Genomic DNA, 20,965 nt, shown 5'->3' on the forward strand with positions numbered 1-20,965 from the left:
GCAACGCAGAGCGATCCTGCAGTGCCTGCTCGTCGGTGCGGCTGCGTCCCCTGGGGCACGGCGCGCGCCGACGAAGCCCTTTGGCGGCTGCTGCAATCGGGTGGCCAGGTGGTGCTGGTGCGCCATGCCGTCACCGATCCGGGCGTGGGCGATCCGCCGGGCTTCCGGCTCGAGGCCTGCGGCACGCAGCGCAACCTGAGCGACGCCGGCCGCGCCGATGCACGCCGCCTCGGCGAGGTGCTGCGCGAGCGCCGCGTGCCGGTGGCGCGGCTGCTTTCCAGCCCCTGGTGCCGCTGCCTGGAAACGGCGCGGCTGGCCTTCGGGCGCGAAGCCGAGGTGGAGCGTTCACTGGGCAACCTGTTCGGCCGGCGCGAGCTGGAGGCACAGCAGGTCGCCGAGCTGCGCAAGCTGGTGCGGCGTCCCGAAGGGGGCAACCTCTTCATGGTCACGCACGGGTCCACGACCCATGCGCTCACCGGCGAGTCGCCGGGCACGGGCGAGATGGTGGTGCTGACGCCGCAGCCAGGGGGCGGCTTCCGCGTCGCGGGCCGGCTCTCGGCCGGCTAGGCCCCTTCAGTCGGCCGGCTTCTGCGGCGGCTGGAACACGGACCAGCGACCGTCCTTGAACAGGTACAGGCCCGAGGAGATGCGCGTGCCCTCGTTGCTGGCGAACAGGGCGGCGGCGCTGAAGCGCAGCGTGGCGACCGCGGAGTCGTCGTCGGCGCGCGCGAACACCAGGCCACCGCGCCGGGGCACGGCGGCGACCACGCCGGCGGGCGAGTCGCGCAGCTGCTCCAGCCAGAAGCCGCGGTCCAGGAAATAGCTGCTATCGAGTTCCGGCGCGTTGCCGTGCACCTGCATCAGGCCGCCGCTCCACGGCTCGGCCACGGGCGCGCCGTAGCGTCGGCGCAGGTTGTCCACCGCCTGCTGCAGCGCTTCGTCGGGGGACAGCTGAAGCTTCTCGAGGTCTTCGGGCGAGGCGCTCTGCACGCGGCGGCTGCCGTCGAACACCAGGCGCAGGTGCATGTCGCCCAGGTACTGGAACCAGCTGGCCTCGAATTCCACCTCGCGGCCGTCCGGCAGCGTCGCCTGGATCTTGCCGAAGGGGGTGAGGGTCTCGTCCTGCTTGTTGGCGCCGGGGCTTTCGCGCAGCACCACCAGCAGGTTGGCCACGCTCACCTCGAATTCGTCGTGGTCGCGCGCGGCGTCGGCGGCCAGCGCTCCCGTCATGCCCGCCAGCAGCGCGCCGGCGCCGCACAGGATCCGCAACCAGGAATTCTTTCGCATTGTTCCCTCCGTCCTCGCCCACATGGTGAAGGCAGGCGCGGCAGCATGCAAGGAGCGAATGCACGGCAACGCGGGGGATTGCGCGCGCGCTGCGGAAAGCGTAGGCGCCCTGCAACGCCATTGGTTACCCTTCTTGCGCCACGCGTTGAACTTGTAAGGGCCCTGCTGCGTAGCATCGCAGCTCTTCGCTTTCATTCTCAGAGGAAACAGCTTCATGGCCCTGCAATCCCCGTTCTTCAACAACAACAACAAGCGCGAAGACGCATACCCCCGTACCGGCGTGAGCCCCAACGCCGCCGCCGCCGCGGGCCAGGCACCGGCCGCCGCCGTGCAGAACACGCCGGTTCCCGCCGCCACGCCGACCAAGGAAGGCGAAAGCAAGCTGACCGTGGGCCCGAACATCAAGCTCAAGGGCGTGGAGATCACCGACTGCGACACCCTGGTCGTGGAAGGTTCGGTCGAGGCCACGATGGACTCGCGCGTGATCCAGATCTCCGAGCGCGGCTCCTTCAAGGGCTCCGCCGAGATCGACGTGGCGGAGATCCGCGGCCTGTTCGACGGCAACCTGACGGTGCGCCAGAAGCTGGTGATCTTCGCCACGGGCAAGGTCACGGGCAAGGTCCGCTACGGCAAGGTGGTGATCGAGGAGGGCGGCCAGCTCTCCGGCGAAGTCGAATCCGCCGCTGCCGCTGCCACCAGCCCGCGTCCCGCTGCCGCCGCCGAGAAGCCGGCCGCCACGCGCCCGCTGCAGCCGGTCCAGTAAGCGCCTAGACGGCGCTGCGGTGCCGCGCGATGCAGGTGTCCAGCACCTCGTCGTGCGCCCGCTGCCACCAGTTCGCGGTGGAGAAGATCTCCACCTCGCTGTAGCCTGAGAATCCCTGTTCCTCGACCCAGCCCCGGATGCGCGGGATGTCGATGACGCCGTCACCCATCATGCCGCGGCCGTTCAGCAGATCGGCCGTGGGCGTGAGCCAGTCGCACACGTGGAAGGCGAGCAGCCGGTCTCGGCCCGCGCGCGCGACCTGCTGTTGCAGCTTGGGGTCCCACCACACGTGGTACACGTCCAGCGCCACGCCGAGCGCGCCGGTGCGTGCCGGGTCGAGCGCGTCGCAGGTGTCGAGCGCCTGCTCCATGGTGTTGATGCACGCGCGGTCGGCCGCGTACATCGGGTGCAGCGGCTCGATCGCCAGCGGCATGCCCGCCTTCCTCGCGTACTCCAGCAGTTCGGCGATGCCGTCGCGCACCTGCGTGCGCGCCAGCGCGATGTCCTTGTGCGCCGGCCGGCCCTGCAGCGCGCCGGGCAGTCCCCCACCACCAGCACCAGGCACTTCGCCTGCAGCTCCGCGGCCTCGTCGACGGCGCGGCGGTTGTCGTCGCGCGCCGCCTGCAGGCCGGCCGCGTCGGCCGCCGGGAACATGCCGCCGCGGCAGTAGCCCGAAAGCTCCAGGCCGTGCGTGCGCACCAGGCGCGACACCGTCCCAAGCCCGGCCGCCGCCACCTGGTCGCGCCAGGGCGAGATCGCGCGGATGCCGCGGCGCGCACAGGCCTCGATGATCTCCGGCAGCGGCAGGTCGACACCCCGGCTCTTGCGCACCGTGGCGGTGTTGATGGAGAGCCAGCGGTGGTCCCGCGAGAAGTCGCGCATGCTCATTCGACCCCGTGCAGCGCCAGCAGCGTCTTCATCCGCCGTGCCGCCAGCTCCGGCTGTTCCAGCAGGTTGGCCGCGTCGGCCAGGCGGAACAGTTCGGCCAGGTGCGGCAGGCTGCGCGTGCTCTGCTGCCCGCCCACCATGGTGAAGTGCTTCTGGTGGCCATTGAGCCAGGCCATGAACACCACGCCGGTCTTGTAGAAGCGCGTCGGCGCGGCAAAGATGTGGCGCGACAGCGGCACAGTGGGGCCGAGGATCGCGTGGAACTTCGCGATGTTGCCTTGCGCGAGTTCGCCCAGCGCGGCGCTCGCGGCGGGCGCGATCGCGTCGAAGATCCCCAGCAGCGCGTCGCTCCTGCCGTGCACCGGGGTGTCGCCCCAGCCGTCGCCGGCGATCAGCTCGGCATAGTTGAAGTCGTCGCCCGTGTACATGCGCACGCCCGCGGGCAGGCGCCGGCGCATGGCGATCTCCTTGTGCTTGTCCAGCAGCGAGATCTTGATGCCATCCACTTTGGACGGATGCGCGGCGATGATGCCCAGCGCCGTGTCCATGGCCGCGTCCACGTCCCTGGTGCCCCAGTAGCCGGCCAGCGCCGGGTCGAACATGTCGCCCAGCCAGTGCAGCACCACCGGCTGCTTCGCCTGCGTGAGGATGCGGCCGTAGACGCGCTCGTAGTCGGCGGGACCCTTGGCCACGCGGGCCAGCGCGCGGCTGGCCATCACGATCAGCTTGCCACCGAGCTTCTCGATGGCGGCCATCTGCTCCTCGTAGGCGCGGATCACGTCGTCGACGCTCTTCGCATCCTCGGGCGCCAGGTGGTCGGTACCGCAGCCGGACGCCACCAGCGCGCCGGGAACGTCACGCGCGGCGTCCAGCGAGCGGCGGATCAGCTCCAGCGAGGTGGGCCAGTCCAGGCCCATGCCGCGCTGCGCCGTGTCCATCGCTTCCGCCACGCCCAGGCCCAGGGACCACAGGCGCTGGCGGTAGGCGATGGTCGCGTCCCAGTCCACCGCGCACTGCAGCCAGGGGTCGATGGCCGCCAGCGGGTCGGCCACCACGTGGGCCGCGGAGTAGGCGATGCGGTTGAACTTCACGCCCTTGGTGGGGTGCACCGGCGCGGTGCCGGCCAGCGTGTAGGTTTCCAGCGCGCCGGCGCGCGTGGGCAGCTTCAGGGTCAAGGCCATCGCGCGGTCCTCAGAACTGCAGCGGCGGGACGTCGACGAAGCGGCGTTCCTTCCAGCTTTGCAGCGCGGCTTCCACCAGCTGCACGCCCTTGGCGCCTTCCGGCAGCGTCCACTGGTAGGGCGCGTTTTCCACCACGTGGCGGATGAAGTGCTCCCACTGGATCTTGAAGCCGTTGTCGTACACCTGCGTGTCCGGCACTTCCTGCCACTGTTCGCTGAAGTTCATCGTCTGCTTGACGTCCGGGTTCCACACCGGGCGCGGCGTGTTGACGCGGCTCTGCGCCTTGCACTCGGTGAGCGTCGCCACCGCGGAGCCGTGCGTGCCGTCGACGTGGAAGGTGACCAGGTCCTCGCGGTTCACGCGGGTGGCCCAGGACATGTTCAGCTGCGCCACGACCGGCTCGCCGTTGTGCCCGACCAGTTCGGCGATCGCGTAGGCGGCATCGTCTGCGGTGGCCTGGTAGGGCTTGCCGTCCTCGTCCCAGCGCTGCGGGATGTGGGTGGCGCCCAGGCAGGTGATGGACTTGACCTCGCCGAACAGGTTGTCCAGCACGTAACGCCAGTGGCACATCATGTCCAGGATCATCCCGCCGCCGTCCTCGGCCCGGTAGTTCCAGCTGGGGCGCTGGATCGGCTGCAGGTCGCCCTCGAACACCCAGTAGCCGAACTCCAGCCGCAGCGACAGCATCCGGCCGAAGAAGCCGGCGCGGCGCAGCATGTCCAGCTTGCGCAGGCCGGGCAGGAACAGCTTGTCCTGCACCGCGCCGTGCTTCAGGCCGGACTTCTCGGCGATCTTGGCGATCTCCACCGCCTCGCCCAGCGTGGTGGCGATCGGCTTTTCGCAGTACACGTGCTTGCGCGCGCGCAGCGCCTTGGCCAGCAGCTTGGGGCGCATCTGCGTGGTGCCCGCGTCGAAGAACACCGTGTCGTCCGGGTTGGCCAGCGCGGCGTCGAGGTCGGTGCCCCAGCGCGCGATGTCGTGGGCCCTGGCGAGCGCCTCGATCTTCTCGGCGTTGCGGCCGATCAGGATCGGGTCGGGCATGACCTTGTCGCCGTTGGACAGCGTCACGCCGCCCTGCTTGCGGATGGCGACGATGGAGCGGATCAGGTGCTGGTTCATGCCCATGCGTCCGGTGACGCCGTGCATGATGATTCCGAGTCTCTGGGTGGGCATGGGATGGCTTCCTGTGCGTTCAGTTCTGCACTTGCAGGCCGGCGGCCTTGACGAGCGCGGCGTTGCTCTTGATTTCGTCGCGGATGTAGGCGTCGAACTGCGCCGGCTCCAGCGTCCAGGCGTCGGCGCCCAGCGTGTTGAAGCGCTCCTTCACCTCGGGCGTGGCCAGCGCCTTGACCACCTCGTCCTGCAGGCGGTTGACGATCGCGGCCGGCGTGCCCTTGGGCGCGAACATGCCGATCCAGAAGTTGAATTCCGAGCCGGGCACGCCGGCTTCGGCGGTCGTGGGCACCGCGGGCAGGGCGGCGGCGCGGCGCGGCGAGCCCACGGCCAGCGGCAGCAGCTGGCCGCTGCGGATCTGGCCGATCACCGGGGCGATCGGCGAGAAGTAGTAGTCGACGCGGCCGGACATCACCTCCGTCACCGCTTCCGCGGAGCCCTTGAAGGGCACGTTCACGGCCTCGATCTTCGCGGCCAGCTTGAACTTCTCGGCGTTGAGGTGGGTGGCGCTGCCCTGGCCGGCGGAGGCGAAGTTCAGCTTGCCGGGATTGGCGCGGCCGTAGGCCAGCAGTTCCTGCAGGGTCTTGATGTTCTTGGACGGCGAGATCACCAGCACGTTGGGTGTGGAGGAGATGGGGGTGACCGGCACGAAGTCGGCGACCGTGTCGAAGGGCAGCTTGGCGAAGGTGTGCGGGCTGACCGTGTGCGACGAGGAGTGGACCATGATCGTGTAGCCGTCCGGCGCGGCCTGGGCCACGAGCGCCTGGCCGATCGTGCCGCTGGCGCCGCCGCGGTTTTCCACCACCACCGGCTGGCCCAGGCTCTGCGCCATCTTGTCGCTGATGGCGCGGGCGATGATGTCCGTGGTGCTGCCCGCCGCGAAGGGAACGATCACGCGGACCGGCTTGTTCGGGTAGCCGGACTGCGCCGTGGCGGCGAAGGGGGCGGCGAGGGCGAAGGCGGCGAGCGCCAGGGTGCGGCGGGTGAATTTCACGGGCTTGTCTCCTGTGGATGGGGGTGGTCAGTTCACGGGTCTAATTCACTAAACGGTGAATTATAGGGCCGACGGCGGCCTTGGCAAGCACGGCCGCCTGCTAGCGGGAGAGGTAGCCGAGGATCACCTCGGTCATGTGCGACAGGCGCTCGCTGCGCGCCTTGGGCGCCAGCAGGTCGCGGCCGAAGATCGCCGACAGCGTGTAGCTGTTGGAGAGGTAGAAATAGGCCATGCCGGCGATCGACACGTAGAGCTGCACGGGGTCGACGCCGCCGCGGAAGCTGCCGTCGCGCCGGCCCCGCTCCAGCACGCCGGCCAGGGTCTCGATCAGGGGCGAGTTGAGTTCACGCGCCCGCTTCGATTCGGCGAGATGGCGTGCCTTGTGCAGGTTGGCGCTGTTCAGCAGCGTCATGAACTCCGGGTGGGCCAGGTAGTAGTTCCAGGTGAACTCGATCAGGCGGCGCACGGCGGTGGCCGGCTCGAGGTCCAGCAGGTGCAACTGCGCCTCCTGCTCCCGGATGTCGCGGTAGGCCTGCTCCAGCACCGCCTGGAACAGCTTTTCTCCTTGTCCTCGAAGTAGTAGTAGATCAGCCGCTTGTTGAGGGCCGCGCGTTCGGCGATGCGGTCCATGCGCGCCCCGCCCAGCCCGTACTCGGCGAATTCGTCGCGGGCGGCCGCTAAGATGGTGTTCTGCGAGCGGTCGGCATCGCGCAGTCGCTCTTCGCCGGCAGGGCTTGTCTCTCGGGCCATGCCGGATAATTCACCATCCAGTTAATCAAGTCAAGCACCATGTCCCAAGACAGCCAGCTCGCAGGTCACCTGATCGTCGAATGCCTCGTGGCCCAGGGCGTCACGCACGCCTTCGGCGTGCCGGGCGAAAGCTACCTCGCGGTGCTCGACGGCTTCCACAAGTACCGCGAGCAGATCCAGTTCGTGATCAACCGGCAGGAAGGAGGCGCCGCCTTCATGGCCGAAGCGGCCGGCAAGATGACCAACCGCCCGGGGTGTGCTTCGTCACCCGCGGCCCCGGCGCCACCAATGCCTCGATCGGCGTGCACACGGCCTTCCAGGACTCGACGCCCATGGTGCTGTTCGTCGGCGACGTCGCCAGCGACCAGCGCGACCGCGAGGCCTTCCAGGAAGTCGAATACAACAGCTTCTTCGGGCCCAGCACCAAGGGCATGGCCAAGCGCGTGGAGCGCATCGACGACCCCAATCGCATCCCCGAGTACGTGGCCCGTGCCTTCGCCACCGCCATGAACGGCCGCCCCGGCCCGGTGGTGCTGGTGCTGCCGGAGGACATGCTGACCAAGGAGACCGCGGCCCGACCCATGCCGCGCGTGGAAGCGGTCGAGTCCTGGAGCGACCCGGGCGCGCTGCGCACGCTGCGCGAGATGCTGCTGGCGGCGAAGAAGCCCTTCGTGATCGCCGGCGGCGGCGGCTGGACGCCGCAGTCCGCGCAGGCCCTGCAGCGCTTCGCCGAGAACTGGAAGCTGCCGGTGGGCAATGCCTTCCGCTTCCAGGACACCTTCGACAACCACCACCCGCAGTACGCGGGCGACGTGGGCATCGGCATCGCCCCGAAGCTGGCGGCGCGCGTGCGCGAGAGCGACCTCATCATCGCCATCGGCCCGCGCCTGGGCGAGATGACCACCAGCGGCTACACGCTGCTGACGCCGCCCAAGCCGGCGCAGAAAGCTGGTGCACATCCACGCCAGCGCGGAGGAACTGAACCGCGTGTACCAGGCCGACCTCGCGATCAACGCCACCATGAACGCCGCCGCGCGCTCGCTCGAGGTGCTGACGGCACCGCCGGACCTGCCTTGGGCCGACTGGACCGCTGCCGCCAACGCCGACTACCTGGCCAACCTGGTGCCGCAGAAGCTGCCGGGCAGCATCGACATGCCGGCGATCGTCGCGACGCTGCAGAAGCGCCTGCCGGCCGATGCGCTGGTCACCAACGGCGCGGGCAACTTCGCGTCCTGGACGCACCGCTTCTTCAAGCACCACGGGCTGGTCAAGGGCCACAAGACGCAGCTCGCGCCGACCTCGGGCGCCATGGGTTACGGCGTGCCGGCGGGCATCGCGGCCAACATCATCTCCGGCCGCATCGCGCTCACCGTGGCGGGCGACGGCGACTTCCTCATGAACGGCCAGGAACTGGCGACGGCCTCGCAGCACGGCGCCCGCTCCATCATCGTCCTGCTGAACAACGGCATGTACGGCACGATCCGCATGCACCAGGAGCGCGAGTACCCCAGGCGCGTGGAAGGCGCCGGCACGCAGCTGGCCAACCCCGACTTCGTGGCGCTGGCCAAGGCCTACGGCTACGAAGGCATCCGCATCACGCGCACCGAGGAGTTCGAACCGGCGCTGCTGGCTGCGCTGGAGCGCAAGCAGGGCACGGTGATCGAGGTGATGCTGGACCCGGAGGTGATCACCACCCGCGGGACTCTGACGGGGATCCGGGAAGCGGCGCTGAAGAAGGGCTGACCTTCAGTCGATGAAGCGGCCGGCCTCGGCTGCCGGCGGCACCAGGCAGGTTTCCGAACGGCCGAAGATGGCGTAGCGATTGCGCGCGACCAGGCGGTAGGCCGCGTCGCGCAGGGGCGCCGGAACCAGCCAACCGAGCCAGGCGGCGCGCCATGGCCAGCCGAGAGCGTGCAGGACCCGCAGGATCGCACCGGTCTGCTGCCAGGTGCGCTCGCCGTCCACCAGCAACAGAGTCTGCAGCCCGTCCGGACTGAGTCCGGCGCGCGCCAGCAAGTCGCGCCCGTGCGCTCCCTGGATGGACGCGTAGCGGAAGATTCCGCGCCTGTCATGTTTCAGCAGGAATTTCACCCAGCGGCTGCACAGCAGGCATTGCGCGTCGAACACCACGATCACGGCGCATCCTCCGCCACGGGCAGTTCCAGGTAGCCGCGGTAGCTGGCGACCGTTCCCAATACGGGCACCGATGCGTGCACGCGGAAATTCAGCCGGCCGCCGGTGCCGGACTCCTCGGCGACGATGTGCGGCATCAGCCAGCGCGGGCAGGGCACGCGCAGGAATTGCAGGCGCACGAGCCGCATCACCAGACCCGGATCCGCGGCGGCCAGGGCGAAGGTCAGGCGCGCGGGACCCAGCTGCTCCACCAGCAGCGGTCCGCCGCTCAGGCGCGAGCGCATGGTCTTGCCCGGGAAGTGCCGCGTCCACACTTCCGCGTCCGGGTTCGCGTCCAGCTCGAAGCGCAGCCGGCCCTGGTGCGCGCGCTGCGGCGAACCGAGGCACCAGGCAAGCAGTCGCGCGGGCGCCGACGCGGGCGCATCCGCTTCCACCAGCCGGCAAGCCGGTGGCTTCCGGCCAGGGAATGGAAGCTGCGCAACGCGGGTGCGAGCCGGGAAAATTCCGCGCCGAGTGCGCGCTGGTAGAGCGATGGCTGGCTCATGCGACGGTTTCCGTGGTGATGTGCAGGCCGTCGGCCTCGTGCAGGATGTCTTCCAGCGTCAGCAGGCCGACGCAGGGCATCGCGCCTGCGGGCAGCGGCGCGCCCGCGCGCATCTTGCGCACCAGCGCGGCCGCCGCGAGCGTGGGGACAAAGGGACCATCCCCGTGGCTGGCGACCAGCTGCCAGGTTCGGGTGACGGGTTGTCCATCCGCGGCCAACCCGGTTGCCGTGACATGCATCGCCCCGGCATCGCTGCCCCGATGACGGAACAGGTCCGCGGCGCGCTTGAGTGCACGCGCGTGCTTCGCCCAGTCGCGCACCAGCCCCTTGCGCGCGCACCAGGCCATCAGGTTCATCCCCCGGTGCAGGAACTCCAGTTCCAGTCCGGCTCCGAACTGCACCGCCGGGGCGCCTGCGTAGCGCTGCGGCAGCAGCGCGAGGTCGGGCACGTCGCAGGGCGAAAGCAGCCGGCTGCCCACCGGCGCCGGATAGCGGTGGCGCCGGCTTCCCGACCATCCTGTCGCGCGGTGGCCGCGGGCCGCGGGCAGGGGTTGTCCGCAGTAGCTCAGGATCGCCTGCACCGTCGAGAGGCCGCGTTCGGTGCGGTTGCCCGGGCTGATGCCGATGTCGATGGCCTGCACCGTCCGCATGCCGCGCACGAGGTGGTCGGCGGCCGCGCTGGAGAGCGCCGGCACGGAACTGGCGCCGCTGGTCACCAGGACTCCGGCAGCCAGCGCCTCGGCGTCCAGTTCCGCGATGCCGGTCACGTAGGCGCGGCCGTCGGCGAGGTCGATGGAGTGGCAGCCGCCAGCGATGGCGGCGCGGGGAATGCGGTAGTCGTGCCGCTGGAAGGGGCCCGAAGCGTTCACCAGGATGTCCGGCAGCAGCTGCAGCAGCCGGGGGCCCAGTGCCTGGTCCAGTGCGTCCAGCTCCACGGCTTCGAGCGTGGCCCCGGAACGCGGCCGCAGCTCCTGCACCAGCGCAGCGGCCGCCTGCGCCGACCGTCCGGCCACCAGAACGTGCAGCCCCGGCATGCGCGCGAGCCGTTGCACCAGGCGGCGGCCGAAGAAGCCGTAGCCGCCGATCACGAGCACGCGGCAGGTGGACATGGGTACAAGTCTAGCGGGCCGGCGCCAATGAAAAAGGCCGGCGTCAGCCGGCCTTTCAAGCGATCGGTGAGGCCCGATTACTTGACGTGCTTGCCGATCAGGCCAGCCATTTCGAACATGGACACCTGGCCCTTGCCGAACAGCACGCGCAGCTTGTCGTCCGCATTGACCATGCGCTTGTTCGCCTGGTCCTGCAGCTTGTTCTTCTTGATGTAGGCCCACAGCTTGCTGACGATCTCGGTGCGCGGCAGGGGAGCCGAGCCCACGACGGCGGCCAGCGACTGGTCCGGGGTCAGCGGCTTCATGAATGCTGCGTTCGGGGTGCGCTTCTTGGCGGGAGCCTTCTTCGCAGCAGCCTTCTTGGCCGGAGCGGCCTTCTTCGCAGTTGCCTTCTTGGCCGGTGCGGCCTTCTTCGCAGGAGCCTTCTTCGCTGCGGCCTTCTTCGCCGGAGCCTTCTTCGCGGGAGCCTTCTTCGCGGCGGCCTTCTTCGCCGGGGCCTTCTTTGCCGCCTTCTTTGCAGTTGCCATGATTGAATTTCCTTCTAGAAGTTTGGTTGGAACCTACCAGTGGAAAACTGCACTCTCACTGGCACTGCGGATGCTAATGGAGAAAAACGGCGTGTCCAAGCGGAAAACGGGTTTTTCATTGGGAAATGTTGCTTTTTCATCCGCGCGGCGAGGCCGTTTTCCCTCTGAAGATCAGCAACACGCCCGCGAGGATCACTCCGCACGCGAGCCATTCGCCCCCGAGAGCGCCTCTCCACCGAGGGAAACGCCCAGTGCGAGCGCGATCACGGGGTTCACGAAGGCGTAGCTCGTGGCCACCGCGGGGCTCGCATGCGCGAGCAGGTAGAGGTACGCGCTGAACGCGATCAGCGAGCCGAACACCACGAGATAGATCCACGCCGCGAGCGCGAGCGGCTGCGGCGGCGCGACGAACTGCTCACCCAGTGCGAGAGAAAGCGCCATCAACACCGCGCCGCCACACAACATTTCGCTCGCGAAACCCGCGGCGCCCGCAGCCAGCGGCAGGCGCGTCGTCGAGAGCACGGAGCCGAGCGACCATGCGAGCGTGGCGCCCGCGATGCTGGCCAGTGCCGCGGGCGAGGCACCGAAGCTCGCGCCGCGCACCAGCAGCAGCACACCGGCGACGCCCACCACCATGCCGGCCAGCTCGAGGCGGTGCGGCCGCTGGCCGAACAGCAGGCCCCAGCCGCAGACCAGCATCGGCGTCACGGCGATGAACGCCGCCACCAGGCCGGAGCCCACGTGCTGCTCCGCGCTGGCGGTCAGGCCCATGCCGCCGCCCAGCATCAGCGTGCCGATCACCAGCGCGTTGCGCCATTCCCGCAGCGTCGGCAGGCGCACCGCGCCGCTGCGCGCGCGCCACAGCACCCACGCCATCAGCAGCGCGCCGGCGGCCAGGAAGCGGGTGCCCATCTGGAAGAAGGGCGGAAAGCTCGCCAGTGCCAGACGGATCGCCAGGTAGGTGGAGCCCCAGATCACGTAGCAGGCGAGCAGGGCGGGCAGCAGCAGCGCGGGCGTGCCGGCGCCGCGGGCGGGCAGGGCGGTGGTGGTCATGCGGGAGATGCTAGGTTGCCTTCGCCGGCTGTTCCATGCATGATTCAAGGTCGCTGGCGCAAGTCGCCTTTGTTTTGAAGGTTATCGATGCCATCGACCGAAGTTCCCGAACTGGACGCCTATGACACCCGCATCCTGGAAGAGCTGCAGCGGGACGCCCGCACCAGCATGGCGGAGCTCGGGCGCAAGGTGCACCTGTCGCAGCCGGCGGTGACCGAGCGGGTGCGCAAGCTGGAGATCGCCGGCTTCATCAAGGGCTACCGGGCGGTGGTGGACTACCAACGCCTGGGCTACGGCATCCGCGCGCTGGTGCGGGCCGGCCGGGTGGAGTACGGTCGGATGCTGCAGCTGATCGAGCAGACGCCGGAGGTGGTCAATGCCTTCAACGTGACCGGCGAGGACAGCTGGATCCTGGAAATCGCGGTGATCGACGTGGAGCACCTGGACGCGGTGGTGACCAAGTTCTGCCTGCTGGCCGAAACCTCGACCTCCATCGTGCTGAACATGCCGCGCGAGCACTTCGCCGTGCTGCCGGCGCGGCGCGAGAACATCAAGCCGGCGATCAGGAAGGTGACCGGGCGCTAGCGCCGCGCAGCAGCGCGCGACCGGTCATCCCCGCGCAGGCGGGGATCCATAAGGCACCGTAGCCAGCACCACGCCCACCAGCGCCGCCGCGAACGCGAGCAGCTGCAGGCCCCCAGCGTCTCGCCCAGCACCAGCACGCCCACCAGCGCCGCCGACACCGGCAGCATCACGGTGAACACGCCGGCCTGCGCCGCCGGCACCACCTTCAGCCCCGTCATCCACAGCCACACCGTCCAGATGCTGGCCGCCAGCGCATAGAACACCAGCAGCAGCCAGGCGCCCGGCGCTACCGAGCCGAAGTCGAACTGCAGTGCCGCGTACAGGCCGAAGGGCGTGACCAGCACGAAGCCCCAGAGGTTGATCAGCGAGGTGATGCGCTTGGGCCCGAGCACGCCGGTGAGCGCCTTGCCGATCACGGCATAGGAGGCCTCGCAGACCACCGCGCCCAGCACCAGCAGGTTCCCCAGCCACGCGAGCTCCCCGGCGGACGGGCCGTCGGCGGGCTTGGCCACGGCAAGCAGCCCGATGCCGCCCGCGGCGCAGGCGATGGCGGCCCAGGTCCGGCCGGTGATGCGTTCGCGCAGGAAGATCCAGCTCAGGAGCGCCACCGTGGCCGGGATCGCCGCCATGATCACGCCCGCCGACACCGCGCTGGTGAGGCTCACGCCGTACAACATGCACAGCGAGAACAGGAAGTTGCCGAGGAAGGATTCGAGGAACAGCAGCCGCCGCGTCTTCGGCGTGAGGGGCGGCTCGCTGGCGGGCTTGCGCAGCCAGTGCAGCATGGCCAGGCCGCCGATGCCGAAGCGCAGCCAGGCGAGCAGCAGCACCGGGATCGCCGCCGCCAGCGGTTTGGAGAGCGCAACGTAGCTTCCGACCAGCGACATGCTGAGGGCCAGGCAGGCGTAGGCAAGAGGTCGGCTGGGGACGAAGCTCATCGACAATGCGGGTCGCAAAACCGCCGCATCATGCCTGAAGCCCCCGAGCGCCTCGTCTTCGTCTACGGCACCCTGCGCCGCGGCGGGCGCAACGACATCAACCGCCTGCAACCCGCGCCGCACTACGTCGGCATGGGAGAAGTGCGCGGCATCCTGTACCACATCGACTGGTACCCCGGACTCACGCTCGGTGGCGAGGAGGCCGTGACGGTGGTCGGCGAGGTGTACCGCATCACGCCGGAACTGGAGGTGGTGCTGGACGCGATCGAGCAGATCGTGCCCGGCGCGGACAGCGAGTACTTCAAGCGCAAGGTGGACGTCTTCGTGGACGGCAGGCCGCTGCACTGCCTGCTGTACGAGATCAACCCGGCGCGCGTGCGCGGCAAGCGGGCGATCGGGCACGGCGACTGGATCGTGTTTCACACATCGTGAAAGACGTTTCGCAATGCGGAAAATAATGATTGTGCGGCGCCGCAAAATTTCTCGATATAAGAAAGCACTTGCCGCATTGCGAAAAGACCGCCGCAAGTCATTGATTGTTGGTCAGAAAATATTTAGTCTTCTATAAGACACAAGAGCCCACGAAGTCTTCTACAAGACTTAAAGTTCATTCCAAGGCGCGACGGCGTTCCGCCCCCAGGTTTCGACATCAACCCAACGGAGTGAACATGAGCAACTGGACCCACCTGACCCGCGAACAGCAGATCGCCCAGCTCGAGAAGGACTGGGCCGAGAATCCGCGCTGGAAGGGCATCAAGCGGGGCTACAGCGCCGCCGACGTGGTCAAGCTGCGCGGCTCCCTGGCCATCGAGCACACGCTGGCCCGCCGCGGCGCCGAGAAGCTGTGGAACCTGATCAACACCGAGCCCTTCGTCAACACGCTGGGCGCGCTGACCGGCAACCAGGCCATGCAGCAGGTCAAGGCCGGCCTGAAGGGCATCTACCTCTCCGGCTGGCAGGTGGCGGGCGACGCCAACAGCAACGGCGAGATGTACCCCGACCAGTCGCTGTACTCGGTGGACTCCGTGCCGAAGTGCGTGAAGAAGATCAACGCCACCTTCGCCCGCGCCGACCAGATCCAGTGGAGCGAAGGCAAGGGCCCCGGCGACGAGGGCTACATCGACTACTTCGCCCCCATCGTGGCGGATGCGGAAGCCGGCTTCGGCGGCGTGCTGAACGCCTTCGAGCTGATGAAGGCCATGATCGAGGCGGGCGCCGCCGGCGTGCACTTCGAGGACCAGCTCGCTTCCGTGAAGAAGTGCGGCCACATGGGCGGCAAGGTGCTGGTGCCCACGCGTGAAGCCGTCGCCAAGCTGGTGGCCGCGCGCCTGGCCGCCGACGTGATGGGCACGCCCACCATCCTGCTGGCCCGCACCGACGCGGAAGCCGCCGACCTCGTGACCAGCGACGTGGACCCGATCGACCTGCCCTTCTGCACCGGCGAGCGCACGGTGGAAGGCTTCTACCGCACCAAGAAGGGCTTTGACCAGGCCGTGAGCCGCGGCCTGGCCTACGCCGAGTACGCCGACCTGATCTGGTGCGAGACCGGCACGCCGGACCTGAAGTTCGCCAAGGACTTCGCCGACGCGATCCACGCCAAGTTCCCGGGCAAGCTGCTGGCCTACAACTGCTCGCCGTCCTTCAACTGGCGCAAGAACCTGGACGACGCCACCATCGCCAAGTTCCAGAAGGAGCTGGGCGCCATGGGCTACAAGTTCCAGTTCATCACGCTGGCCGGCTTCCACAGCCTGAACTACTCGATGTTCGAGCTGGCCTACGGCTACGCCCGCAACAACATGAGCGCCTTCGTGGAACTGCAGCAGAAGGAGTTCGCCGCCGCCGAGAAGGGCTTCACCGCCGTGAAGCACCAGCGCGAGGTGGGCACGGGCTACTTCGACGCCGTGACGACCACGATCGAGGCGAATGCCTCGACCGCGGCGCTCAAGGGCTCCACGGAGGACGAGCAGTTCTTCGAGGACGACGGCCACGGCGCGCGCAAGGCCGCCTGAGCGTTACCGCCAGGAGACAAGCCCGCGGCCGTCCGGCCGCGGGCTTTTGCATTTGAGGCCATCCTCAGTACAGTCGGGCTATCCGAAGCAGGAGCAGGAGGGGTCGCATGGGGGATTCCACGGATCTGGAGAAGACCGGCACGTTCAACGTGAGCGAGCTGCGCATGGGCAACACCTGCCCCGACTGCGAGGGCCGGGGCCAGTTGCACATCGACAGCGAGAACATCAACGAGAAGTTCGAGGTCGAGAAGCAGACGGTCATCACGCAATGCCCCCGCTGCCGCGGCACGGGGCAGCTGCCCACGAGTTAGAATCGCGGCACTCGGACTGCAACAAGAGCGAGAAAGGCACCATGGTTATGACACCGCGAACTACTCCGGAAGGAACCACGGCCCCCTAGCGGCCGGGTAGTCGCGCGTCCAGGGTTGCATCGTCCCCACTGAAAAAGCGCGGCTCCCCCGCGCTTTTTCGTTCCTGCAGATCCCCGAACCGCAACCATGATCAACATCACGCTCCCCGACGGCTCGCAACGCCAGTTCCCGCAACCCGTGACGGTGGCCGAGGTCGCCGCCTCCATCGGCCCCGGCCTGGCCAAGGCCGCCCTTGCCGGCAAGGTCGACGGCAAGGTGGTCGACACGGCCTACCGGATGGACCAGGACGCCAAGCTCGCCATCCTCACGGCCAAGGACCCCGAAGGCCTGGACGTGATCCGCCACTCGACGGCCCACCTGCTGGCCTACGCGGTGAAGGACCTGTTCCCCGAAGCCCAGGTCACGATCGGCCCGGTGATCGAGAACGGCTTCTACTACGACTTCGCGTACAAGCGCCCCTTCACGCCCGAGGACCTGCAGGCGATCGAGAAGCGCATGGGCGAACTCGCCGCAAAGGACGAGCCGGTCACGCGCCGCGTGCTGCCGCGCGACGAGGCGGTGCAGCACTTCCTGCAGATGGGCGAGAAGTACAAGGCGGAGATCATCGGCAGCATCCCGGCGGGCGAGGACGTCTCGCTCTACGCCGAAGGAAAGTTCGAGGACCTGTGCCGCGGGCCCCACGTGCCCAGCACCGGCAAGCTCAGGCACTTCAAGCTCATGAAGGTGGCCGGCGCCTACTGGCGCGGCGACCACCGCAACGAGATGCTGCAGCGGGTCTACGGCACGGCCTGGGCTTCCAAGGAGGAGTTGCAGCAGTACCTCACGATGCTGGAGGAGGCCGAAAAGCGCGACCACCGCAAGCTCGGCCGCGAACTGGACCTGTTCCACATCGAGGAGATGTCGCCCGGCGTCGTGTTCTGGCATCCCAGGGGTTGGGCCATCTGGCAGGCCGTGGAGCAGTACATGCGCCAGGTCTACCGCGACAACGGCTACCAGGAGGTCAAGGGGCCGCAGATCCTGGACAAGTCGCTGTGGGAGAAGACGGGCCACTGGGACAAGTACCGCGAGAACATGTTCGTCACGGAGTCGGAAAAGCGCGAGTACGCGCTCAAGCCGATGAACTGCCCCGGCCACGTCCTGATCTTCAAGCAGGGCACGAAGAGCTATCGCGACCTGCCGCTGCGCTACGGCGAGTTCGGCCAGTGCCACCGCAACGAGCCCTCGGGCGGCCTGCACGGGATCATGCGCGTGCGCGGCTTCACGCAGGACGACGGGCACATCTTCTGCACGGAAGACCAGATCCTGCCGGAGTGCGAGGAATTCACGAAAGTCCTGCACAAGGTGTACGCGGACTTCGGCTTCACGGACATCATCTACAAGGTCGCGACGCGGCCGGACGCGCGGATCGGCTCCGATGAGCTATGGGACAAGGCGGAAAGCGCCCTGATGGAGTCCCTGCGCCGCAGCGGCTGCGAATTCACGATCTCCCCGGGCGACGGCGCCTTCTACGGCCCCAAGATCGAATACACGCTCAAGGACGCGATCGGCCGCCCGTGGCAGGTCGGCACGATGCAGGTGGACTTCAACCTGACGACGCGGCTGGACGCCGAGTACGTGGGGGAGGATGGCGCCCGCCACCGCCCGGTCGTGCTGCACCGGGCCATCGTGGGCAGCCTGGAGCGTTACATCGGCATCCTGATCGAGCAGCACGCCGGCGCGCTGCCGGCCTGGCTGGCCCCGGTGCAGGCCGTGATCCTCAATATCACGGACCAACAGGCCGATTACGTCAATGAAATCGCCAAATCGCTGAGGAATCAAGGGCTTAGGGTGGAGACGGATCTGCGCAACGAGAAGATCACGTATAAAATACGGGAGCATTCGATGCAAAAGCCGCCTTACCTCCTTGTCGTGGGTGACAAGGAGAAGGCGGCTGGTGCCGTCGCCGTGCGGGCCCGGGGCAACAAGGACCTCGGGGTGATGAGCCTGCAGGCGTTCCAGGAAAGGATCGCCGGGGACATCGCCAGCAAGAGCTGATCTTAAGGGAAAAGCTTCGCGGGCCTGCCAGGATTGACGGTAGTGCTACAGCTTTTGTAGCTATCTGAACTGAAGGACTGAAGACCATCGCTACTGAATTTCGCGACCGCCGCCAGCGCGAGGAACGCAAGCACCGCCTGAACCGGGAAATCATGGCCCCGGAAGTCCGCCTCAGCGGACCCAACAACGAGCCCCTGGGCATCGTGAGCCTGCAGGAAGCCCTGCGAATGGCCGGTGAGGCCGACGTCGACCTGGTTGAAATTGCCGCCACTGCGAATCCGCCGGTCTGCCGGCTGATGGACTACGGCAAGTTCAAGTACCAGGAGCAGAAGAAGGCCGCGGAAGCGAAATCGAAGCAGACGGTCATCGAGATCAAGGAAATCAAGTTCCGCCCCGGGACGGATGACGGCGACTACAACATCAAGTTGCGCAACATCCGCAGGTTCCTGGCGGAAGGCGACAAGTGCAAGATCACGCTGCGCTTCCGGGGGCGCGAGATCACGCACCAGGAAATCGGCATGGCGCTGCTGCAGCGCATCCGGGACGACCTCGGGGACACCATCCTCGTCGAGCAGTTCCCCAAGCTCGAAGGCCGGCAGATGATCATGATGATCGCGCCGGGCAAGAAGAAGCCGGGCCCGGTCAAGCCGGCGACCGAAGCCGCTCCGGCGGCAACGGCCACGACGGCGACGACGACGTCGTAAGACAGTTTCTAAGCCATCACGGTTGGTCGCCGCGGTGGCGGTGAAGGGGGCCTTTGGGCCTCCCGGCTTCGCAAGGAGCCGAAACAAAAAGTGGCTCGGGGCCATCAAGGCGCGGGAGTTTCCCGCGACGCCTCACGAGCACAAGGTAGAAGGAGCATTCAATGCCCAAGATGAAGACCAAGAGCGGAGCGAAGAAGCGCTTCCGCGTGCGTCCCGGCGGGACCGTCAAGCGCGGCCAGGCCTTCAAGCGTCACATCCTGACCAAGAAGTCCACCAAGAACAAGCGCCACCTGCGCGGCCCCACGGCCGTCCATGAGACCAACATGGGTCACATGGCGCAGATGTTGCCGTTCGCCGGCATCTAACGTAGACGAAGAAGGAGAACACACATGCCTCGCGTCAAACGTGGTGTAACCGCCCGCGCACGTCACAAGAAGGTCCTCGCGCTCGCCAAGGGTTTCCGCGGCCGCCGCGGCAACGTCTTCCGCATCGCCAAAGAAGCGGTGATGAAGGCGGGGCAATATGCCTACCGCGACCGTCGTGCCAAGAAGCGCGTCTTCCGCCAGCTGTGGATCGCCCGTATCAACGCCGCCGCGCGTGCCAACGGCCTGACCTACAGCCAGTTCGCCAACGGGATCCGCAAGGCGGGCATCGACATCGACCGCAAGGTCCTGGCCGATATCGCCTACCACGACCCCGCGGCGTTTACCGGCATCGTGAACCAGGTGAAGGCCAAGCTGGCTGCTTGAGTTCGCGGTGGCCGCCGTGCCCCTCACGGGAACGGCGGCTGGTGCAACCCATTGAAACGGGGCTAGGGCTGCGAGGCGCTAGCCCTGTTTTTTTCTCCCATGACCCAAGAATTCGATCCGATCGTCGCCGGTGCGCGTGAGGCCTTTGCCAAGGCCGGCACGCCCGCGGAGCTGGAAAACGCCAAGGCGCAGTACGTCGGCAAGGCCGGCCGCATCACGGAGCTGATGAAGGGCCTGGCTGCCCTCTCCGTGGAGGAGAAGAAGACGCGCGGCGCCGCGATCAACCAGGCCAAGCAGGCGATCGAGGCCGCCCTCGCGGAGCGCCGCCAGGCCCTGGCCGACGCGGAGCTGGAATCGCAATTGCAGGCCGAGGCGCTGGACGTCTCGCTGCCCGGACGCGTGCGCGAACCTGGCGGCCTGCACCCGGTGTCGCTCACCATGGAGCGCATCGAGCAGATCTTCGCCAGCATGGGCTTCGACGTGGCCGACGGCCCGGAGATCGAGTCCGACTGGCACAGCTTCACGTCGCTCAACAACCCGCCGAACCACCCCGCGCGCTCGATGCAGGACACGTTCTACGTGGACATCGACGGCGACGACGGCATCCCCTACAACCTGCGGCCGCACACCAGCCCGATGCAGGTGCGCTACACGCACCAGCACATCAAGCGCTACGCCGACGCGGTCCAGCGCGGCGAGCCGATGCCCGAGATCCGCGTGATCTGCCCGGGCCGCACCTATCGCGTCGACAGCGACGCGACGCACTCGCCGATGTTCCACCAGTGCGAAGGCCTGTGGCTGGGCGAGAACGTGAGCTTCAAGGACCTGAAGGTCGTCTTCACCGACTTCTGCCGCACCTTCTTCGAAAGCGACGACCTCGCGCTGCGCTTCCGTCCGAGCTTCTTTCCCTTCACGGAACCCAGCGCCGAGATCGACATCCAGTTCCAGAGCGGGCCGCTGGCCGGCCGCTGGCTGGAGGTGGCCGGCTCCGGCCAGGTCCATCCGCAAGTGGTGCGCAACATGGGGCTGGACCCCGAGAAGCACATCGGCTTCGCCTTCGGCATGGGCCCGGACCGCCTGACCATGCTGCGCTACGGCGTGAGCGACCTGCGCCTGTTCTTCGACGGCGACGTCCGCTTCCTCCGCCAATTCCGCTAACCGGTTCCCAGAGA

20 protein-coding genes and 4 pseudogenes are annotated in these 20,965 nt (G+C 68.0%); 12 read left to right on the forward strand and 12 right to left on the reverse strand.

Annotation, left to right across the window (positions count from 1 at the left end; all coding sequences use genetic code 11):
• Positions 1–21 precede the first annotated feature (21 nt).
• Positions 22–567: a histidine phosphatase family protein gene (locus HK415_RS05470; protein WP_171557151.1), complete on the forward strand. Its 546-nt coding sequence runs from the start codon at positions 22–24 to the stop codon at positions 565–567.
• Positions 568–573: 6 nt separating this feature from the next.
• Here the strand turns inward: HK415_RS05470 and HK415_RS05475 are convergent, their stop codons facing one another.
• Positions 574–1,287, reverse strand: coding sequence for a hypothetical protein (locus HK415_RS05475; RefSeq protein WP_171557154.1), 714 nt, complete (start codon positions 1,285–1,287; stop codon positions 574–576).
• A gap of 214 nt (positions 1,288–1,501) precedes the next feature.
• Between HK415_RS05475 and HK415_RS05480 the strand changes: the two genes are divergently transcribed.
• The gene (locus HK415_RS05480; protein ID WP_171557156.1) at positions 1,502–2,050 is read left to right on the forward strand and encodes a bactofilin family protein; all 549 of its coding nucleotides are present in this window, start codon (positions 1,502–1,504) and stop codon (positions 2,048–2,050) included.
• A 4-nt stretch (positions 2,051–2,054) separates the two neighbouring features.
• Here the strand turns inward: HK415_RS05480 and HK415_RS05485 are convergent.
• From HK415_RS05485 to HK415_RS05505, 5 genes and pseudogenes are all read right to left on the reverse strand, one after another.
• Positions 2,055–2,932, reverse strand: a pseudogene (locus tag HK415_RS05485) (sugar phosphate isomerase/epimerase family protein).
• 2 nt (positions 2,933–2,934) lie between these two features.
• Entirely contained in the window at positions 2,935–4,119 is a 1,185-nt protein-coding gene (locus HK415_RS05490; protein WP_171557159.1) for a dihydrodipicolinate synthase family protein, read from the reverse strand.
• Between the two features lie 10 nt (positions 4,120–4,129).
• A complete protein-coding gene (locus HK415_RS05495) occupies positions 4,130–5,293 on the reverse strand; it encodes a Gfo/Idh/MocA family protein (RefSeq protein ID WP_171557161.1) in 1,164 nt (387 codons plus the stop codon).
• A 19-nt stretch (positions 5,294–5,312) separates the two neighbouring features.
• Positions 5,313–6,287, reverse strand: coding sequence for a tripartite tricarboxylate transporter substrate binding protein (locus HK415_RS05500; protein WP_171557164.1), 975 nt, complete (start codon positions 6,285–6,287; stop codon positions 5,313–5,315).
• Between the two features lie 100 nt (positions 6,288–6,387).
• Positions 6,388–7,037, reverse strand: a pseudogene (locus tag HK415_RS05505) (TetR/AcrR family transcriptional regulator).
• A 39-nt stretch (positions 7,038–7,076) separates the two neighbouring features.
• Here HK415_RS05505 and HK415_RS05510 point away from each other — a divergent pair.
• A pseudogene (locus HK415_RS05510) lies at positions 7,077–8,780 on the forward strand (thiamine pyrophosphate-binding protein).
• 3 nt (positions 8,781–8,783) lie between these two features.
• Here HK415_RS05510 and HK415_RS05515 read toward each other — a convergent pair.
• The 5 genes from HK415_RS05515 to HK415_RS05535 form a co-directional block, all read right to left on the reverse strand.
• Positions 8,784–9,173, reverse strand: coding sequence for a thiol-disulfide oxidoreductase DCC family protein (locus HK415_RS05515; protein ID WP_171557166.1), 390 nt, complete (start codon positions 9,171–9,173; stop codon positions 8,784–8,786).
• Positions 9,170–9,604 (reverse strand): DUF4166 domain-containing protein, encoded by a 435-nt coding sequence (locus HK415_RS05520; protein ID WP_309246587.1) that lies wholly within the window; start codon positions 9,602–9,604, stop codon positions 9,170–9,172. Before HK415_RS05520 ends, HK415_RS05515 begins: the two co-directional genes overlap by 4 nt.
• Positions 9,605–9,710: 106 nt before the next feature.
• Positions 9,711–10,823 carry a saccharopine dehydrogenase family protein gene (locus HK415_RS05525; protein ID WP_171557169.1) on the reverse strand — a complete coding sequence of 371 codons (1,113 nt, stop codon included), beginning with the start codon at positions 10,821–10,823 and terminating at the stop codon, positions 9,711–9,713.
• 77 nt (positions 10,824–10,900) lie between these two features.
• Positions 10,901–11,350, reverse strand: coding sequence for an SWIB/MDM2 domain-containing protein (locus HK415_RS05530; RefSeq protein WP_171557171.1), 450 nt, complete (start codon positions 11,348–11,350; stop codon positions 10,901–10,903).
• Positions 11,351–11,542: 192 nt separating this feature from the next.
• Positions 11,543–12,403, reverse strand: a complete 861-nt coding sequence (locus HK415_RS05535) for an EamA family transporter (RefSeq protein ID WP_309246588.1) — start codon at positions 12,401–12,403, stop codon at positions 11,543–11,545.
• An 87-nt stretch (positions 12,404–12,490) separates the two neighbouring features.
• Between HK415_RS05535 and HK415_RS05540 the strand changes: the two genes are divergently transcribed.
• The gene (locus HK415_RS05540; protein WP_171557174.1) at positions 12,491–12,988 is read left to right on the forward strand and encodes an Lrp/AsnC family transcriptional regulator; all 498 of its coding nucleotides are present in this window, start codon (positions 12,491–12,493) and stop codon (positions 12,986–12,988) included.
• 24 nt (positions 12,989–13,012) lie between these two features.
• On the opposite strand, the pseudogene HK415_RS05545 reads toward HK415_RS05540, so the two are convergent.
• Positions 13,013–13,926, reverse strand: a pseudogene (locus HK415_RS05545) (DMT family transporter).
• A gap of 30 nt (positions 13,927–13,956) precedes the next feature.
• On the opposite strand from HK415_RS05545, the gene HK415_RS05550 reads away from it, so the two are divergent.
• The 8 genes from HK415_RS05550 (at position 13,957) to pheS (ending at position 20,951) form a co-directional block, all read left to right on the forward strand.
• Positions 13,957–14,358, forward strand: a complete 402-nt coding sequence (locus tag HK415_RS05550) for a gamma-glutamylcyclotransferase family protein (RefSeq protein WP_171557176.1) — start codon at positions 13,957–13,959, stop codon at positions 14,356–14,358.
• A 236-nt stretch (positions 14,359–14,594) separates the two neighbouring features.
• Positions 14,595–15,935 carry an isocitrate lyase gene (aceA, locus tag HK415_RS05555; protein WP_373684530.1) on the forward strand — a complete coding sequence of 447 codons (1,341 nt, stop codon included), beginning with the start codon at positions 14,595–14,597 and terminating at the stop codon, positions 15,933–15,935.
• Positions 15,936–16,042: 107 nt separating this feature from the next.
• On the forward strand, positions 16,043–16,246 hold the full coding sequence (locus HK415_RS05560; RefSeq protein ID WP_171557178.1) for a hypothetical protein: 204 nt from the start codon (positions 16,043–16,045) through the stop codon (positions 16,244–16,246).
• A gap of 186 nt (positions 16,247–16,432) precedes the next feature.
• Positions 16,433–18,340, forward strand: a complete 1,908-nt coding sequence (gene thrS, locus HK415_RS05565) for a threonine--tRNA ligase (RefSeq protein WP_171557181.1) — start codon at positions 16,433–16,435, stop codon at positions 18,338–18,340.
• Positions 18,341–18,417: 77 nt separating this feature from the next.
• Positions 18,418–19,044 carry a translation initiation factor IF-3 gene (gene infC, locus HK415_RS05570; RefSeq protein WP_171563186.1) on the forward strand — a complete coding sequence of 209 codons (627 nt, stop codon included), beginning with the start codon at positions 18,418–18,420 and terminating at the stop codon, positions 19,042–19,044.
• Between the two features lie 161 nt (positions 19,045–19,205).
• Complete coding sequence (gene rpmI / locus HK415_RS05575; protein WP_171557183.1) at positions 19,206–19,409, forward strand: 50S ribosomal protein L35; 204 nt, start codon at positions 19,206–19,208, stop codon at positions 19,407–19,409.
• 24 nt (positions 19,410–19,433) lie between these two features.
• The gene (gene rplT, locus HK415_RS05580; RefSeq protein WP_171557186.1) at positions 19,434–19,793 is read left to right on the forward strand and encodes a 50S ribosomal protein L20; all 360 of its coding nucleotides are present in this window, start codon (positions 19,434–19,436) and stop codon (positions 19,791–19,793) included.
• 99 nt (positions 19,794–19,892) lie between these two features.
• Positions 19,893–20,951 carry a phenylalanine--tRNA ligase subunit alpha gene (gene pheS / locus HK415_RS05585; RefSeq protein ID WP_171557188.1) on the forward strand — a complete coding sequence of 353 codons (1,059 nt, stop codon included), beginning with the start codon at positions 19,893–19,895 and terminating at the stop codon, positions 20,949–20,951.
• Positions 20,952–20,965: the final 14 nt, after the last annotated feature.

It is taken from the genome of Ramlibacter montanisoli (assembly GCF_013087525.1).
Taxonomy (GTDB): Bacteria; Pseudomonadota; Gammaproteobacteria; order Burkholderiales; family Burkholderiaceae_C; genus Ramlibacter; species Ramlibacter montanisoli.

Coding starts and splice junctions, on each gene's coding strand:
- HK415_RS05475 (WP_171557154.1), bottom strand. CDS start 1,287: ATGCGAAAGAATTCCTGGTTGCGGATCCTGTGCGGCGCCGGCGCGCTG.
- HK415_RS05480 (WP_171557156.1), top strand. CDS start 1,502: ATGGCCCTGCAATCCCCGTTCTTCAACAACAACAACAAGCGCGAAGAC.
- HK415_RS05490 (WP_171557159.1), bottom strand. CDS start 4,119: ATGGCCTTGACCCTGAAGCTGCCCACGCGCGCCGGCGCGCTGGAAACC.
- HK415_RS05495 (WP_171557161.1), bottom strand. CDS start 5,293: ATGCCCACCCAGAGACTCGGAATCATCATGCACGGCGTCACCGGACGC.
- HK415_RS05525 (WP_171557169.1), bottom strand. CDS start 10,823: ATGTCCACCTGCCGCGTGCTCGTGATCGGCGGCTACGGCTTCTTCGGC.
- HK415_RS05530 (WP_171557171.1), bottom strand. CDS start 11,350: ATGGCAACTGCAAAGAAGGCGGCAAAGAAGGCCCCGGCGAAGAAGGCC.
- HK415_RS05535 (WP_309246588.1), bottom strand. CDS start 12,403: ATGACCACCACCGCCCTGCCCGCCCGCGGCGCCGGCACGCCCGCGCTG.
- HK415_RS05540 (WP_171557174.1), top strand. CDS start 12,491: ATGCCATCGACCGAAGTTCCCGAACTGGACGCCTATGACACCCGCATC.
- HK415_RS05550 (WP_171557176.1), top strand. CDS start 13,957: ATGCCTGAAGCCCCCGAGCGCCTCGTCTTCGTCTACGGCACCCTGCGC.
- aceA (WP_373684530.1), top strand. CDS start 14,595: ATGAGCAACTGGACCCACCTGACCCGCGAACAGCAGATCGCCCAGCTC.
- HK415_RS05560 (WP_171557178.1), top strand. CDS start 16,043: ATGGGGGATTCCACGGATCTGGAGAAGACCGGCACGTTCAACGTGAGC.
- thrS (WP_171557181.1), top strand. CDS start 16,433: ATGATCAACATCACGCTCCCCGACGGCTCGCAACGCCAGTTCCCGCAA.
- rpmI (WP_171557183.1), top strand. CDS start 19,206: ATGCCCAAGATGAAGACCAAGAGCGGAGCGAAGAAGCGCTTCCGCGTG.
- rplT (WP_171557186.1), top strand. CDS start 19,434: ATGCCTCGCGTCAAACGTGGTGTAACCGCCCGCGCACGTCACAAGAAG.
- pheS (WP_171557188.1), top strand. CDS start 19,893: ATGACCCAAGAATTCGATCCGATCGTCGCCGGTGCGCGTGAGGCCTTT.